At 33.5% G+C, this 17,249-nt stretch carries 13 protein-coding genes; 6 read left to right on the forward strand and 7 right to left on the reverse strand.

The genetic code is table 11. The features are described from left to right. Positions 1-169: 169 nt before the first annotated feature. The 6 genes from AAC069_RS07550 to msrB all read left to right on the forward strand — a co-directional run bounded on the left by AAC069_RS07550 (position 170) and on the right by msrB (position 7,336). Complete coding sequence (locus AAC069_RS07550; protein WP_339919868.1) at positions 170-868, forward strand: DUF2064 domain-containing protein; 699 nt, start codon at positions 170-172, stop codon at positions 866-868. A gap of 45 nt (positions 869-913) precedes the next feature. After that, positions 914-3,889: a TonB-dependent receptor gene (locus AAC069_RS07555; protein ID WP_339919869.1), complete on the forward strand. Its 2,976-nt coding sequence runs from the start codon at positions 914-916 to the stop codon at positions 3,887-3,889. A gap of 152 nt (positions 3,890-4,041) precedes the next feature. Beyond that, positions 4,042-5,031 (forward strand): aminoglycoside phosphotransferase, encoded by a 990-nt coding sequence (locus AAC069_RS07560; protein WP_339919870.1) that lies wholly within the window; start codon positions 4,042-4,044, stop codon positions 5,029-5,031. Between the two features lie 6 nt (positions 5,032-5,037). Further along, positions 5,038-6,000 (forward strand): nucleoside hydrolase, encoded by a 963-nt coding sequence (locus AAC069_RS07565; RefSeq protein WP_339919871.1) that lies wholly within the window; start codon positions 5,038-5,040, stop codon positions 5,998-6,000. Between the two features lie 153 nt (positions 6,001-6,153). Beyond that, positions 6,154-6,786 carry a peptide-methionine (S)-S-oxide reductase MsrA gene (gene msrA, locus AAC069_RS07570; protein ID WP_339919872.1) on the forward strand — a complete coding sequence of 211 codons (633 nt, stop codon included), beginning with the start codon at positions 6,154-6,156 and terminating at the stop codon, positions 6,784-6,786. A gap of 4 nt (positions 6,787-6,790) precedes the next feature. Continuing rightward, entirely contained in the window at positions 6,791-7,336 is a 546-nt protein-coding gene (gene msrB / locus AAC069_RS07575; protein WP_339919873.1) for a peptide-methionine (R)-S-oxide reductase MsrB, read from the forward strand. Positions 7,337-7,418: 82 nt separating this feature from the next. Here msrB and AAC069_RS07580 read toward each other — a convergent pair whose 3' ends face one another. The 7 genes from AAC069_RS07580 to AAC069_RS07610 all read right to left on the reverse strand — a co-directional run bounded on the left by AAC069_RS07580 (position 7,419) and on the right by AAC069_RS07610 (position 17,134). Beyond that, positions 7,419-8,108 (reverse strand): haloacid dehalogenase type II, encoded by a 690-nt coding sequence (locus AAC069_RS07580; protein WP_339919874.1) that lies wholly within the window; start codon positions 8,106-8,108, stop codon positions 7,419-7,421. 14 nt (positions 8,109-8,122) lie between these two features. After that, positions 8,123-9,151 (reverse strand): hypothetical protein, encoded by a 1,029-nt coding sequence (locus tag AAC069_RS07585; protein ID WP_339919875.1) that lies wholly within the window; start codon positions 9,149-9,151, stop codon positions 8,123-8,125. Positions 9,152-9,274: 123 nt separating this feature from the next. After that, on the reverse strand, positions 9,275-10,339 hold the full coding sequence (locus AAC069_RS07590) for a DUF2652 domain-containing protein (RefSeq protein ID WP_339919876.1): 1,065 nt from the start codon (positions 10,337-10,339) through the stop codon (positions 9,275-9,277). A gap of 314 nt (positions 10,340-10,653) precedes the next feature. Continuing rightward, complete coding sequence (locus AAC069_RS07595; RefSeq protein ID WP_339919877.1) at positions 10,654-14,238, reverse strand: PAS domain S-box protein; 3,585 nt, start codon at positions 14,236-14,238, stop codon at positions 10,654-10,656. A 773-nt stretch (positions 14,239-15,011) separates the two neighbouring features. After that, positions 15,012-15,281, reverse strand: a complete 270-nt coding sequence (locus AAC069_RS07600; RefSeq protein WP_339919878.1) for a hypothetical protein — start codon at positions 15,279-15,281, stop codon at positions 15,012-15,014. A 23-nt stretch (positions 15,282-15,304) separates the two neighbouring features. Then, positions 15,305-15,886 carry a sigma-70 family RNA polymerase sigma factor gene (locus AAC069_RS07605; protein ID WP_339919879.1) on the reverse strand — a complete coding sequence of 194 codons (582 nt, stop codon included), beginning with the start codon at positions 15,884-15,886 and terminating at the stop codon, positions 15,305-15,307. A gap of 342 nt (positions 15,887-16,228) precedes the next feature. Continuing rightward, positions 16,229-17,134 carry a patatin-like phospholipase family protein gene (locus AAC069_RS07610; RefSeq protein ID WP_339919880.1) on the reverse strand — a complete coding sequence of 302 codons (906 nt, stop codon included), beginning with the start codon at positions 17,132-17,134 and terminating at the stop codon, positions 16,229-16,231. Positions 17,135-17,249: the final 115 nt, after the last annotated feature.

Below are 17,249 nucleotides of genomic sequence, written 5' to 3' on the forward strand. Positions count from 1 at the left end.
ATTAATGAGTTTGTAAAAAGTAAAAAACCAATTTGAAAGTGTTGCTATTGTTGCTAAATGTGGGTTATGTTAGTTTATCTTTTTTAAATTATTGGTTAGTAGATTGCTAATTTTAAAAAAAAAGTAATTTTTGTTGTCAGGAAAGTGATTTTGTTCCGTCATTTACAGTATGAATTGCAAAGATCCTCTTTCTTTATCTACAGCCGTACTTATTTTCGCATACGGCGATAAGGTACAAAGTACCTTGAAACCCATTGCTTACAATAGAAAGCAAAATGTGGTACTGTGGCATAAAATGAATGAAAGAGTTTTGACACTAGTTCAAAAAACAAAACTACCTTATTTTATTTCAGATGAAAATACGCAGCAAGGCGTTTCCTTTGGAGATAAATTGAGTCACGCCATTCAATCCGTTTTGGATAGAGGCTATGATAAAGTCATAGTGATGGGAAATGACAGTCCAGGACTGCGTTTGCCTCATTTGCAAGAAGCTTTTATGGAACTGCAGGATAAAAGTGTTGTACTTGGCCCTAATTTTAAAGGCGGTACCTACTTGATGGGGATTTCAAGAGTTTCATTTAATAAGGAGGCTTTCGCCAAAATTGATTGGCAAACCCCTACTGTATTAGAACAATTACAAGCGCTTTATTCGGCTCAAAATGTGGCAATCATGGCTCCTTTGGACGATTGTAATACTAAAAGTGATTTTGAAAAATTGTTGCACGAACTTCCTTTTTACAGTAGTTTTAAAAGTGTTTTTGCATCACTTATTTTTTACGTAGTTGCTAGATATTCTTTTTTAGACCACTACTATACGAATGCGATTATTGGGTTTAATTTTAATAAAGGCTCTCCCGTTTTGGAGTAATTCCCCAGTTTTTATTTTAAAATTTCTATCCAAAACTATACTTTAATGAAACAATTTTTCTTGTTTTTACTATTGAGTGTCACGACATTTGCTGTCGCTCAAGAAGACTTATCCGTCTCAATCATCGATTTTAATACTCAAAAACCAGTCGCTAATCTGGAGGTTTTATTAGTCAATAGTTCCCGTAATAGTAGCCTACAACAGATTTCTAACGCACAAGGGAAAGTAACTTTTAGAGGAATCCCTGCCTTAGATGGGTACCAAGTTGTTTTTGAAGGAACATTAATTTACGCTGCTCAAAAATCAGAATTAATTAGTGTGCGTTCGAATCAAGCGCCAAATGTTACTTTGGTATTAGCACCAAAAGAATCCAACGAGTTGAATGAAGTTGTAATTACTAAAGGCGCTACTGCCAAAATTAACCGTAGAGATGCCGAAGTTTCTTTTGAAATGAAAGCAGCTGAGATTCAAGAAATCCCTGTAGAAGGACGTGATATCACCAGAGTTTTGTTCCGATTACCCAATGTTTCGCAGGCTACAGGTTTCTACCCTGAAGCGGCAAATGTGAGTATCAATGGTGCGAGTTCCGGGTATACTTCTTACTTGATTGATGGTTTAGATAATAACGAGCGATTCCTAGGAGGACAAAAATTTGCTATTCCGTCTGGGTTTGTAAAAGACGTTACGGTTTTAACCAGTAATTTTTCGGCTGAATATGGTTTGACAGGAAGCGGAATCATAAATATCACGCCTCGTTCTGGATCTAATGAAACTACAGGAGAAGTATTCTTTATTACAAGACCAGGTCCTTCTATTGATGGAAAATCTAGTTTTGCGCAGAGAGATTTATCTGGTAACCAAGTTAAAAACGGTTTTGCTCGTTATCAAACTGGTGCGGGGATAGGAGGTGCTTTAGTAAAAGACAAAACATTCTATTATGTCAATTTTGAACACACAACTGATATCAAAGACAATTTATTAAATGTACCACAATTAGGCGTTACAGAAACCATAAGAGGTACAAACACATTCAATTATTTTTCAACAAAAATTGATCAGATTTGGAATCCAAATTTCAATTCTTCCTTGCGAGCAAACGTGGGCGTGATCGATATTGAAAGACAAGGTGGCGGACTCGAGGGCGGTTCTACTTTTAAATCAGCGGGAAATACGCAGCAACGTAATAGTATTTTATTGGCTTTAAAAAACAGCTATAAATTTGGAAATTTTTCTGGAGAAACAAATGTGCAGTACAGCCGTTTTAGATGGAATTATGCAAAACCATTCAATGATAATACTTCGCAAGTAACGATTTTGGGAGTAAATGATGAAACATTAGGAGTTATTGGAAATCCAGGCTATGTTTTTGATGCGATCGAAAACACAATTCAGTTGCAGCAAAAAGTAAAGTATTACACAGAGAATCATACCATTAAAGCAGGTCTTAATTTTATTAGAGGTGATCATCAATTATTTGGAGGTGGAAATCCAGTAGGTAATTACCGAGTGAAATTAAACCAAAACCAAATTGATGTTATTAAAAACAGTGGTGTAGGAGGAGATTTAAATGTAAATGATATTCCGCTTGATGCGCAGGTATTGAATTATAATGTAGAATTGCGACCTGCTTCTTTTGGAAAAAATCAAGATATTTATTCGGCTTATATTGAAGACTTATGGTCGGTTACTAATAGATTGAATCTTACTTTAGGTCTGCGTTATGACTATGATAATTTATCAAAAGGAGGAAGCGATAAAGGGGATTACAACAACTTAGCACCACGATTTAATTTCAATTATAAATTGGATAATTCAAGTAGTTTGCGTGGTGGTTACGGAATCTCATACGACAAAGTGAACTATGCTTTGTATAGTGATGCCTTGCAACAAAATACCACTTCTCAAAGCTATAAATTAGAGCTAGAAGAATTAAAAAGATTAGGAATTTTACCCGCAAATACGAATATTGACCGAATCACTTTTAATGGGAATTTAGGGGCTTCTGTTTCTGGAGTAAATTATTTACAAGGGCCGTCAGCTTCAGATTTACAAGGGCAGAGAGAGAATATATTTTCGAATGAACGCAGAATTCTAAATCCGAATGGATATAAAAATGCCTATAATCATGAATTTGCTTTAGGATACCAATTACAATTAACTGATGAGCGATTGTTTTTTGTAGATGTAGTTCATAATAGAGGAGAGAATTTAACGCGTTTACGCAATCTAAATGCAGCAGCAGAATATCCTATTGATCCTAAAAATGTAGTGATAAGAACTCCCGCTCAAGCGGATGCTTCAAGACCTATTCCTATAACAAATGGAGGTGCTACCATCAACGGACAAAGGGTTACCGGAATTGCTAGAAGTGTTATTGTAAGTGAAAACGAAGGAAAATCTAAGTATTATGCCATGAGTTTTAATTATCAAAAAGCAAGAGGTACTGATGACTATTCCTACCGATTGAATTATACCTTATCATCAAGTAAAAATGATACGGATGGAATCAACTTTAGAGCATCTGATGGGAATAATTATGCCAATGAATGGGGACCCTCTGTAAATGATAGAACACATAACATTAACGGGATTTATAGCTATTATCCTTTTAAAGGAACTACGGTTACACTGGCTGGTCTATTACAAAGTGGCCAACCTATTAATAGAATTCCACTTGGTTTTGGAACTACAGATTTGAATGGAGATGGCGCAAGTTTTTCAGATGCGTATCAAGGAAATAGTGACCGTTTTCCGGGAGAGAGTAGAAACAATGATCGTTTACCATGGAGTACTACTTTTGATTTAGGAATACAACACCAAATCACGATTGCTGGAAATAATAAAATAGAATTACGTGCTGATATTTTTAACGTATTGAATGCCGAAAATTTAAGTGGATATAGTAATAATGCGACTCAAAGTAACCAGATTCAAGGAGGCTCTAGTGCAAGTGGATTGTTTACACAAAGAAACGCTTCGCCACCAAGACAGTTCCAGTTTGGAGTGCGTTATTTATTCTAATAATAATCAATATCCTGCGAGTTGGTATGGCTTTGCAGGATGTTTTTAATTTGCGTTAGGGATAGGAGTGGTATCCTTTTGTGGAGTTTACGGAACAAAAGATATAATGGATAGCCCGACCCTTGTGGTAACGCCCAAATAAAATATAAAATATGTTTATACTAAATGCGAATGAGCCAAAGGAATTGGCTGCTTATTTACATCAACAAAGATGGCTAGGAAGTGACGAAACTATTGTTTCTATATCAAAACCAGGAGATGGGAATATGAATTGTGTATTGCGAATAGAAACGGAGACGCGCTCTTTTATCATCAAGCAATCGCGAGGTTATGTGGAGAAATACCCTCAGGTTCTGGCTCCTGCAGATCGCGTACTTACTGAAGGTGCTTTTTATAAAAAAATAGCAATTGTTAAAGGAGTACAGGAAATTATGCCTAAACTTTTAGGGGTTGATCGAGTGAATAATTTGATTGCTTTAGAAGATTTAGGGAAATCAAATGACTATACTATTTTGTACGATTTGAAACAAAAAATACAAGAAGGGGAGTTGCAGCAGTTGGTTAATTATTTGAATGGTTTGCACCAAAGCTTTCAGAAAACGGTTGTTGATGATGAGCTAGAAAACACAGAAATGCGAAAGCTGAACTATGAACATATTTTTGAATATCCTTTTAGAGAAGAAAATGGTTTTGATTTAGATACGGTTCAAGAGGGTTTGCAAGCTGTAGCGATGCCTTATAAAAAAGACTCCGAATTGAAACAAAAAATTGAGCGACTGGGTTCATTGTATCTGTCAAAAGGGAAGTACTTATTACAAGGTGATTATTATCCGGGGAGTTGGTTAAAAACGACGGAAGGAATAAAGGTTATCGACCCTGAGTTTTGCTTTTATGGCTTACGCGAATTTGATTTAGGCGTTTTTTTAGCACATATGTATATGACTCAGCAAAAGGAATCTACTATCGCTTTCATAAAAGAAAACTACTATTCTTATGAGGAATTAAACACAACCATTTTAAATGGTTTTATAGGAACAGAAATCATGCGTAGGTTAATAGGATTAGCGCAATTGCCTTTAAAAATGGAATTGAAAACGAAAGCAGCTTTATTAGCGTTTGCTCGAGATTTAATTTTAAAATAAAATAATATGAAGAATAAAATACTACTTTTTGCATTACTGCTTACAGCATCAGTCCAAGCACAAACTAAAGTATGGTTTGATACGGATCTTATGATTGGGATGCCTGATAAAACGCCCCGTGAGGTTGATGACGGAATTACCTTGATTATGGCTTTGAAGCAGCCTCAAATTGAAATTGTAGGAATCAGTTCGATTACTTATGTAGATTACAGCTATGATGTGATAAATAAAATCCTAAAATGGCATAACAAAGGTGTGGCAATTCCAGTTTATAAAGGATCGCCAAAAGCAGATGACTTGGGTGCTGAAAATGATGGAACGAGAGCGTTATATGAAGCTTTAAAAAAAGAGAAGTTGACTATTTTAGCATTAGGACCAATGACTAATATTGCGACATTAATTCAGAATCATCCCGATATTATTCCGCAAATCGAGAAAATTTCGATCTGCGCGGCCAGAACTCCCGGACTGCCTTTTAATCCCGGAAACGGCAAACTGAATGTTTTTGATTACAACTATGAGTTTGATTATAAATCTATGGATGTAGTCTTGAATTCGGCTATTCCGCTTGTTTTTGCGGGTTATGAGCCAAGTTCTTACACATTTATTGGTAATATTGATTTGGCTAGTTTAGATCAAAATCAAGAAGCTGATAAATGGTTGTTTGATGTAGTGCAGCCTTGGATGGAGAAAAATGAGAAGTATTTTGGTGTGAGAGGCTTTATTCCTTTTGACTGTTCGACTTTAGGAGTGATAACACATCCAGAATATTTTACATACTACAAGGATATTCCCATTAAAGTAAACTATAGAAAAAATGATGCGTTGCAAGTACAGCCAAATGTTCCTTTTAAAAATTTCTTAGAAGTATCCTATAAATACAAATCTAAAAAGAAGGTAGATTATGCGATCAGAGCGCTTCAAGGTTTTGAAGAAAAGATTTTAGAAACGTTGAGTGTGAAAAACTAACAAAACTTTAAGGTTTGTTTGAAAACCAAAAATATAAATCAGCCGTATATTACAATAGATTCAATTATGAAATGAGCAAGCCTATTATGGCTGGCAAAATCAATAATGATAACGGAGTTAAATAGATTCGATAAAACAAATAAATGCGAGCAAATGAAAATTAAATTAGCAAGTTACGTAGTCGTGTTGTTTACAATTTTAAGTTGTAATGCACAAACAAAGAAGTTGTCTTTAGAACCTAAAAACGGGAAAGCAATTGCTGTTTTTGCCGAGGGTTGTTTCTGGTGCAGTGAACACGTTTTTGAAGCTGTAGTAGGTGTAGACGAAGCGGTTTCAGGATACTCTGGGGGAACAATGAAGAATCCTTCTTATGAGGAAGTGGGGTCGAATAGAACAGGCCATGCTGAGGCTGTAGCCGTGTATTATGATCCTAAAATTGTTTCATTTAAGGAACTAGTCGATGTGTTTTTTGCATCACAAGATCCTACAACACCAAATCAGCAAGGACCAGACAAGGGTTCGTCCTATCGTTCTATTGCCTTTTACAAAAATGCAGCTGAGAAAAAAATAATCGAAGACAAAATTAAGGAGCTTACCGCCAATAAAGTATTTGCAAATCCTATTGTTACAGAGGTAAAACCAGTTATGGCCTTTTATGCCGCAGAGGATTACCACCAAGATTATGTCAAAATTAATCCCAATCAGCCTTATGTGAAAGGCGTTTCAGTACCGCGATACAACAAGTTTAAAAAAACATATAAAGAAAAGTTAAAACCTAATCATTAAAATTATGAAACGATACCAACAACTCTTAGTACTGCCCGTAATAGCCTTTGGCTTTATGGCATGTATGCAAGCAAATAAAAGTGAAAAAGTAATTGCAGCATCAACGGAAACAGCAATGCAACAGCAACCGGTTTTGTCATTGACAGATACCTCGTTGAAGAAAGTGGTGAAAACGGATGCCGAATGGAAGAAGGTACTTACAGACAATCAATATTACGTTTTGCGTAAAAAAGGAACCGAGCGTCCTTATCAAAATGAATTTAATGACAACCATAAAAAAGGAAACTATTTTTGTGCTGCTTGTAAATTGCCTTTATTTTCATCTAAAACAAAATTTAATTCAGGTACTGGTTGGCCAAGTTTTTATGATGTAATTAATCAAAATAGAGTAAAAGAAGTGGTTGATAAAAGTCTGGGAATGGTACGTGGCGAAATTGTTTGTGCACGTTGCGATGGACATTTGGGACATCTATTTGACGATGGTCCTAATCCTACTGGATTGAGATACTGCATGAATTCGGCAGCGATGCTATTTCAGGAATCAAAATAAATAGTGGTTAATTATTTAGTTCAATAAAAGGGCGTTAGTTTTATTTAAAACTAACGCCCTTTTGAGTTTTTATAAAACTGGATTATTCGGTATATGTCGCAACTAATTTTTCTGCCATCGCTAGAATATCATTAGCTACAAGATCAGGTTTACTGGATAAAGTATATAATGATTGCCCTTCACGAGCAATAAAACAAGTTGCTAAACCTGCATGTGACGCCCCAGCTAAGTCCCAGCCATGGGCTGCAATCATAAGCATTTCTTTGGCCTGTACGGCTAGTTTTTCTGCTGCCCATAAATAGGTTTCTGCTGCTGGTTTGTATTTTTCTATAGTATCAATACTTAATGCTTGCTCAAAATAATCAGTTAAATTGGAATTCTTTAGCTGCTCTTTTAAAGCACTAGGGGGAGAGTTAGTTAAGGTTATTAACCTAAAACCGTTCTCTTTTAAAAGCTGTAGCCCTTTGATTACGTCAGGGTAGGTTTGTAATGATTTTATAACTGATAATGTTTCTTTAATATCCTCTTCCGTTACTTTTTTATGCATAGATGTTGCAGCCATATCAAGTGTTACAGCTGCTATAGTGGTGAAATTATAGTATTCATTAATGCTGTTTGAAACTGTAGAATAATGCAATAACATTCCAAACCAGATGCGGAATCCTTGTTCTTCATTTAATAGCGCATTAACTGCTTTTTTCAATGGAGTCATGTCCAGTAAAGTTTCGTTTACATCAAAAACTAATACAGGTTTACTTTTTTGTATATTCATTTTTTCATTTTAAATTATTTATACCATTTTTTGATGGTTTCGAGGGCAGGCTTTTCCTGCGGAGTGTAATCAATACTATTTTTTTTCTCTTTATGATAATCATCAGCATACCATTTCCAAGCAAATCCTCCTGCAAACCAGGCTTTTTGAGTTAAGCTTTGAAATAAGGATTCATACGCATTGACTTGCGCTAAATTATTAATGTTATTTTGACTTTCAGTCCAAGGCTCTTTGGCCGCTTGGTCTGAGTTACGGTACCCAAACTCTGTAAAGAGTATTTTCTTGTTTATTTTCGCTTGAAGCTTTTCCATTTTTAGGATGTGTTGCTGCCAAGCTGTATTAAGGTCGGCTACTGCGGGTGTTGTAGCATCGGATAAAGGGAAATAGGCGTCAATCCCAATGTAATCTAACTGATTCCAAAAAGGGACTTTGTCAAAATCATCCCAGTTTGCTGCATAGGTTAGTTTGCCTGAGTATATTTTTCTAATTTTATGGATTAGCTGTGACCAGTATTCAGGGCGTTTTGCAACAGCGTTTCCTAATTCGGTACCAAAACAAAAGAGTTCTATGTTTTCATTTTGGGCTAGTTGTGCAAAGTCAAGAATATATTTCTCATAATCGGCTTCCCATTTTTTCCACTCGACATCAGTTGAAAAATCCAAATCTCCGGTATAGAAATTATGGTTTACCCAAAGATGAGGTTTTAGCATTACGGTCATTTTATAATCATGGGCAAGTTGATTACTGGCGATAATTCCTTCAGTTCTTTCGCCCCACCATTGTCTTTTGTTATTATAATGTACAGAGGCATCTTCTACATCAACAAAAGCGTACGGAATTAAAGATATCGAATTGATGTTATACGCTTTCAATTCCTCAAAAGTGGTGTTTTTTAATTCTTTGATGGGTGCGACTAAATTCATGCCTTTATATTCTAATTTAGCCACAGTAGGTATTTCAGTGACAGCATTGAAATGATAAAAAGAATATCCACTACCGATTATCAGTAAAAATGCGGCGAGTATAAAAAAGGTTTTTTTCATAACAGTAAAGTTACTTATTAAAAAAGGGGATACTAACTTCTATGAAAATTTTAAGATTTTTTTTCAGATTTTGAAGAGATTATATGAATTTTTCGCTTCTTAGACGAGATAACTAAAAGTCTATTACTGTGAAATAGCACTCTTTGTAACTCTGTGCAGGGATTCTAATTTGTTTTGCCACATTTTTGTAATTCGTTTTAAGATACTTCGTTTCAATAAACGGCCTAAGAATGTATATTCTAGATATAAACTAAGACTAACTTCAGTGGTATTTGAGTCTAGGGAGTGTAACTTTACGAGGTAGTAGAATTTTCGAAGCAAAATCATTCCTTCAGTTTTTTCACCATAAATCAAGCTGTCTTTTGAAGGTCGGCTAATTGTCTCAAATTTTAAAGTACCTAGTTTTAAAACACAATTGTGTTCTGTACCCACGCGATTGACTTCGTTTTCATCAAAATCAACTCTCATTACTTCTTTATCCCAGATATGCCGGTATTTTAATTCACTTAAGTAGCGGTGAATCTTTTGTATATTGGCATTAAATATTTTATTTATTATAACATCTGGAATGGTAATATCGTCGTTTTCTTCCGCCTCTTTCTCGGATTCTTCTTCTACTTTGAGTTTGATATTGTCTAAAATTTTGTAGAAATAATTTAAATTTTGGAAATCATATATCTCCGTTTTTTTTGTCCAACTTTCTATCATATTGTCCTGATACAACGTATACATGTTCTCAGTAAATAAAACATATTCTTGAACAGGTATTTGATTTTTTAGTAATCGATGAATCTGGATGACTTCTCTTCCATAAGGTTTAATAATGTTTTTGACTTTTATCATCGTTAGCTCGCCATAGTGAACTAAAAATTTAAGGTCTAAATCGATGGTAGTCTTACAGGAACCGCAAGTACAAATCCGTTTCGTATCGTACTCTTTTGTGTGTCTATGAAATTCTTCCAGCATTGTTTCTGTTTGTTGCATCAACTCTTTATAGCTGGGAATTTTTGTACTAAACATAAACAAGGCATCACCTTCGATTTCTACGAGCTGGAGTTCGAGAGGATTGTTATCAAGTAAAAGCTCCAACAATTCAGCTATTATATGAATGCTGTGTTCTATTTCTGTATCATTTACAAAATTCGAAAAGCCACTTATATCTGGCATAAAATAAAGTGCTTCTGCCATATTTTTTTATTTGAAGTTTAGCAATAGTAATTTAAGATTTTATTTACTTGTATTACTCTTTTTAACTAAATATTTTAATAGTAAAATACAATAGTTGTTTAACTCTAGGAGTGAATAGACATCCTGATTATTTTACGTATTGTAAAGACATACCTATCAAAATATAATATATTAAAAAACGATTACTTAGAACTTTCGTATAAGTAAGACCATAAGAGCAGATTAATATTTTGAAGAAAAATAGTAGATAAATAAAGCGCGACTGCCTAGTCGCGCTTTATTTAATATTATATTAAAAAATTATTTAGCCTAATTTAATCTTGCAATGGAATAAAATATTTGTTGAGTAAAAGAACCAACTCGTTTTTATCGATCGGTTTAGTAATATAATCATTAGATCCAGCCAAAATTGCTTTTTCTCTATCGCCGGTGAGTCCAAATGCAGATTGTGTTATGATTATAACATCACTGTTTAATTTTCGGATTTCTTTAATCGCTTCATAACCATTCATCTCGGGCATTTGAACATCCATTAAGATTAAATCAATATCTGAGTTTTCTTTAAGTTTTTCAACTGCTTCAAGTCCATTTTTGGCTTCAATTATTTCTTTTCCAAATTCATTTACCGACTTTGACATTAATTTTCTTGAAATGGCGTCGTCATCAGCAATTAGTATTTTTAGTTTTGAAATGAGATGAGATGCATTTTCATTTCCAATTTTTCTAATGATGCTTGTTTGTAATTTTTGTTCTTTGTTTTGTGTATTCAACGGTAATGTGAAATGAAAGGTAGTGCCTATTCCTTCTTGGCTCTCAAGCCAAATTTCACCGCCCAATAAGGTAACAAAAGCTTTTGCAATAGCTAGTCCTAAACCAGCACCATGACGCGCTTGGATATTGGTGATGTCAACTTGAATAAAACGCTCAAAAATGGCTGCATGCCTGTCTAATGGAATTCCAATCCCACTATCTTTTACAAAAAATTCTACCGTTTCATTTTTAATATTGTAACCAAATTCGATCGAACCTTTATCTGTATATTTGATTGCGTTTTTTACTAAGTTTGTTAAAATTGCATACAGTTTTTCAGGATCTGTGATTAAGTAAAGATCAGGAAACTCAATGCTTTTACATGTTAATTGAATTGATTTTTCTTCGGCATCTAATTTTAAAAGGTTAAAAACGAAACCTACTTTTTCATTAACATTTACTTGCTGTAGACTAATTTCCATCATTCCAGATTCGATCTTGGAGATATCTATAATTTCCGAAATAAGGTTTAGCATACGTGCTCCACTTACTTGAATAAGTTTTATGTATTCTTGCTGTTCTTCTTTTCCTAATCCAGGCTCACTCAACAATGATGAAAATCCTAGAATTCCATTCATAGGTGTTCGAATTTCATGACTCATATTAGCCAAGAATGCTGATTTTAGTCGGTCGCTTTCTACTGCTTTCTCTTTAGTTTTTATTAGTTCATCAACTATTTTTTTCTTTTCAGTAATATCTGATTTTATAGCTAAGTAATGTGTTATTTTTCCTTTGGAATTTTTTATTGAGGAAATTGAAGCTTGCTCCCAGTATAATGTTCCATCCTTTCGTTTGTTATGAAATTCACCTCGCCATTCTCTGCCAGAGGAAATGGTATTCCATAAATTTTCATACTCCTTAGCTGTTGTATGTCCTGATTTTAAGATTCGGGGATTTTTACCCACTACTTCCTCTAATGAATAGCCTGTAGTTTCAGTAAATTTTGGGTTTACATATTCAATATTCCCTTTCGTATCTGTTATTTCTACGAGAGTAGGACTTTGTTCAACGGCATGAGAAAGTTTAAGTAATTTCTCTGTAATAGCTTTACGGTACGAGATGTCTCTTGTTATAGTAAGAATGTGTGGTATATTATTTATTCCCAGTATAGCTGCAGACAAAAGGCCTTCAATGATTTGGCCGCTTTTCATAGTAAATTGTGCTTCAAAGTTTTCAACTTTTCCAAATTCGTTCAATATAGAAAGCATACGACTTCGATCTTTCAGATTAGTCCAAATGTTGATGTCGTTAGATGTTTTTCCTACTATCTCGTCTCGAGAATATCCTGATGTTTGTACAAAATTTTCATTGACATCGATATACGTGCCATTTTTCATTTGACTAATTGTAACAAGATCAGGACTTGTGAGGAAAATTTGTTTGAATTTTTCTTCGCTTTCAATTAATGCACTATTTGTCCTTGTTTGCTCAGTTATATTATGAGAATTATACAATATGTATTGACATTCACCCTGATCATTCATAATTGGAGTAATTGTTATGTCAGAAGTATAGATTTGGTCTGCAATATCGAGGTTTTCAGTAAAATTCAGTGATTTTCCGGTACGAGCAACTTCTTTGTATTTAGCTATTGTCATATTGTAATAATCCTCATTTAGACCAATTGCTTCATTCAATTGTTTTAAAGATTTGCCTATTACTGTGTCAATGTCAAGAGTAAGTCCAAAATTTTCTAAAGTTGTCACATACGGTTTATTAATGGCATCAACAGTATACTCATTATCATTTTTAATACTAGTTAATAATTGAAGATCAGTATGATTATTAAAGATAACAGAAAGTTTTTTCTCGCTTTCCATCAAGGATTTTTCAGCTTCTTTGCGTTCAGTGATATCTCTAATGATGTTTAAGAATTGATTATCGGCGATCATTTTTGTGCTTAGTTCAGTAGGAATGTAGCTACCATCTTTTTTGCGTAAGCGATATTGAGAGATAATCGTTTTCCCTTGTTGGAGTTGTTCTAGTGTAGTCGCATGATCTTTGTTTGCTAAATCTTCGCTATGAATGAATTCATATCCTTTTAATAAGAGTAACTCTTCACGACTATAGTCTAATATTTCGCAAATCTTATTGTTAAGTTCTAGAATTTCACTTTGCTCAGTCAACACTAGAATGCCATCAACTGAATTGTTGAACAGACTTTTATACTTGTTTTCACTCTTCGTGAGTGCTTCTTCTGCTCTTTTTTTCGCAGTTATATCAGTCGATATTCCTCCCACACCATGAATAACTCCATTAGTATCAAATAGAGGGAATTTTTGTGAAATATAAAAATGTTTCCCATCAGCTTCTATATTCTCTTCTTCAATGTCTATTGATTTTTTTAATTTTATAACTTCTATATCATTGTTACGGTGCTGCTCTGCTATTATTGCAGGCATAATCTCTTGGCGGTACTTTCCAATTATTTCTGTTTTGTCTAATTGAAATATTTTTGCAAATTTGTTGTTCGCTAACTTAATTTTACCATCAAGATCAGACACATATATTAAAGCAGGACTGTTATCAATAATATCCTCAAGAAACAATTTGTTTATGGTTAATATATGTTTCAAATTTACTTCCTTCATTTTATCAAAAGCCATTTCGAAAATATAATGAAGCGTTTCTATCAAAAAAGTCATTGTATTTTTAATTTCCGCCAAAGAAAGCACTGGCAGAAGGTTTACTGCATCACCATACTCTTTTTCATCAAATCCATATTTTTTTGCTTCTTTTTCTAAAAAAAGGGTATCAGGTTTTTCAAAAAAGAAATATCCAGAAAATAGGTTGGCAAAATGTTCTTCATTAACTAATATTGGTATAGTTACTTCAACTAATCCATTCGGGTTCTTGTGAAAATTGAATTTTTCAACCTGCGTTAATTCCAGTTTGATATTGGTATTCCATTTTGAAGTTTCTGGATTTTTAAGGTAGAAATCTTTCTGTAATTTTTTCCATTGAAATTGCGACAAAATAACCCCTTCAAGATCTACAATAGCAACAGCTAACCCAGTAGTGTTTTTGAACCCTTTAAGTAGAGTATCTATTTTTTTGAAATCGATAAATTCAAGTATACTATTTTCCATAAAGCTAATACTTAGAGTATCTGTTAACAATAAACATTAATACTTAATATAACGTAAAAAGTACTGTTAATATCTTATTTTTAAGTGCGGATTTTTACATATTTGATTTACAGTAAAATAGCAAGAAAATTCTAGATAAGTTGACTCTTTTTCAGCTAAAGATTTTAAAGCAAAATGTAATACTTGTTTAATTTTATCAGTTAAAATGTTCTGCTTGTGTTCTGCTATAAGTTTTTGATTAATCCTTGTCGCTACAGGATAAGGATATACTTTATTGACTATTTTACTGATCGTTAGTCCTGTAGTATTGGCTAAGATTAATTCTTGAATTAGTTTTCCCGCTTTTGGAGCTAACATTGTTCCTCCTAAAATAGGCTGCTTTTTAAACCAGTTTCCTGATTAGCTGTATTACTCATGACGTATAGGCCAATTGTCAAAAGGAATGGAAAAGACCTCAAGTAGCACTAGTAATTTTTCTTGATTAATGAGCCATCCTGCTATTTTATTAACTGTTGTTAATACAAAGTACTGGACTGAAATAATTTCTATAATAAATGAAATTGATGCCCAGTTTTCTTGTTATGATAAAATTTGTAAGCTGATAATGTTGATGTATCCTAAGGGTAAAAGCACCAATTAAACTAATTGAAAAACCCAGCACAAGCGGATTCTTTTTGGAAAGTGTAGCAGCAATCATTTTCATGTTTTTATACTCTGGTTTCTATTACAGGTATAGAAACGCTTAGTACTGATTCCTGACAAAATAAGTCGGATCAGATCTTTTTAATCTCTTCAATAATTCTGTTTTTTTTCTCCTCGTCTAACGTAGCGCTTTTTTTGGAGGAGTCAGCGGCAAACCATTTTCCTATGAGGGCATCAATTAATTTAGATTGGGCTTCATAGGCATTACAAGTTTGACACATGGCTTTATGAGCCTGTAATTGTATCTTTTCTTTTATCGTTAAAGGAGTAAACATTTGTTTGTCGATTAACTCTGTTGTCTTTTTACAGGGTCTCAACAATATTCTCATTACTGTATTCATTTTCTTCGAATATTAAAGTTTGATTAAACCCATTTTAATTCCAGACATTTTTTTAATAAAAGCTTGGATCTATGAACAATCTGCCAATAATTAGACGCAGTAATTTCTAATTCCTGACAAATAGCTTCTGTTTTTTTTTCGCTTAAGTATTTGGATGTTACGGCTAATTTCCATTTTTGAGGTAGGTCATCCATACACTCTTCCATGACCGTATTAAAATCAGGATTGTCTAGTAATTCCTGTTCTTGATCCCAAACGGCGTTGATATCATTATTTTTCCAGCATCCATAATTATTAAAAAGCCCGTCAGAAAGTTCATAACCACTATTTTCGGTTAAACTGAAGTTTTTCTTAGTGGTACGGGCACTCAATCGGTAATAATCAATCACTTTATTGTTGAGTATTGAAAACAACCAGGTTTTAGGCTGGCTTTTGCCTTGAAAACTATCTATTTTATGAAATGCAGCCAAAAAAGTGTCTTGTACTAGATCTTCGGCAACTTCTTTGGAGGAAGTTTTAAAAAATGCCCAAGAGTAGAGTTCATCACTAAATTGATTGACCCATTGCTCTAAAACGGATTTTGAATTTTCTTTAATCAAGCCCATGAATTTGCCTTTTTTATTTTAAAAATTCAAATATACTCTTTTTCCAGACCTTAAAATCTTACTTTTTTCATAAAAAAGAGTAAAGGATAGTCGTTAAATATTTGATAGTAATTAACTAATAATTTACACACAGTCTGTTTTAAAATAGGCGCTATTGCTTAGTCTGTAATACGGAGGATTTGTATCGTGTAAAAATGGTAATCAAAATCAGCTTAATAAGGTGCCATAGATCTACTTTATTGCAGTAATAGTCAAAGAGCTATATCAATGATAATATTTTAAAAATAAGTTGCTTTTTTCAGCTTCATTTCAGAAGTATGGAATGATTTATTAAACGATTGACTATTCGGGACTATGACTGAAGTTTGTGGGAGTTCTAGACTTTGCATATTCATAACCGTCTTTCCACCACTGAGTCATTTGGTCTGAATCAAAAATTAAGGGATTGTCGGTTAGGTGATCAGGTGTAAAGAAGAAGTTAATATTAATTTTTTTATTTATTCCAACGAGCTTTCCAATGATGATGTCTTTTGTATTATTAGTGTTTATCATAAATTGGAAGGTTCTGAACATAAGAGTAAAAGGATTGGTAATTACCTTTTGTGTTGTTTCGTTATTTTCACTTTCTAAAATAATAACGTCAATTTCGCAAGCTCCATTTTCAATGGCATGCATAATGGGAATAAAACTTCCAAATCCCCCATCTGCATATTGATGATTATTCTTGGTAATCAAAGACATAAAGGGCGTGTAATTTGAAGAAGCCCAAGTCCAATCACAAAAATCATCATAAGTACAATCATTAGAATTAAAATATTCAACCGTATTCAAAGTGAGATTTGAAACCGTTACAATTACTTTTTTATTATTGATTTTAAGTAGACTAAATTCTTCTGGAGTAATGCTTTTTCTAATTAGTTTTCTCAGATTATGGCTCTCTCCAAAAGTAGGGCATCCTTTTATAAATGTTTTAAGCGAATTAAAATGGTTAATACTCGTTTCAAACCCATTTTTTGATTTCTTGATATTAAAAGGATTTATATTAAAAATATCACGCTGTGTTACAGAAGTATAAATTTCTTTTATTTTGTCAATTTTGCCCAAAGCGAGATGGGGGAGTAATAAACTACCTGTTGAGCTACCTACAAACAATTCATACTGTTTACCACTATCGTTAATAAGGTATTCAGCAACACCGCCTGCATAAGCTCCTTTACTACCACCGCCAGAAATTACTAGTGCTTTCATAAGTTTTTTATAATTAGCTGTTAGGATTTAAGGCAAATCAATAATACATTTAAATTATAAGTGATACTTTATTAGTGATTTGCAACTTCTTTTTCTGTTGTAAATTTTTAAATTT

It is taken from the genome of uncultured Flavobacterium sp., assembly GCF_963974175.1.
GTDB lineage: Bacteria > Bacteroidota > Bacteroidia > Flavobacteriales > Flavobacteriaceae > Flavobacterium.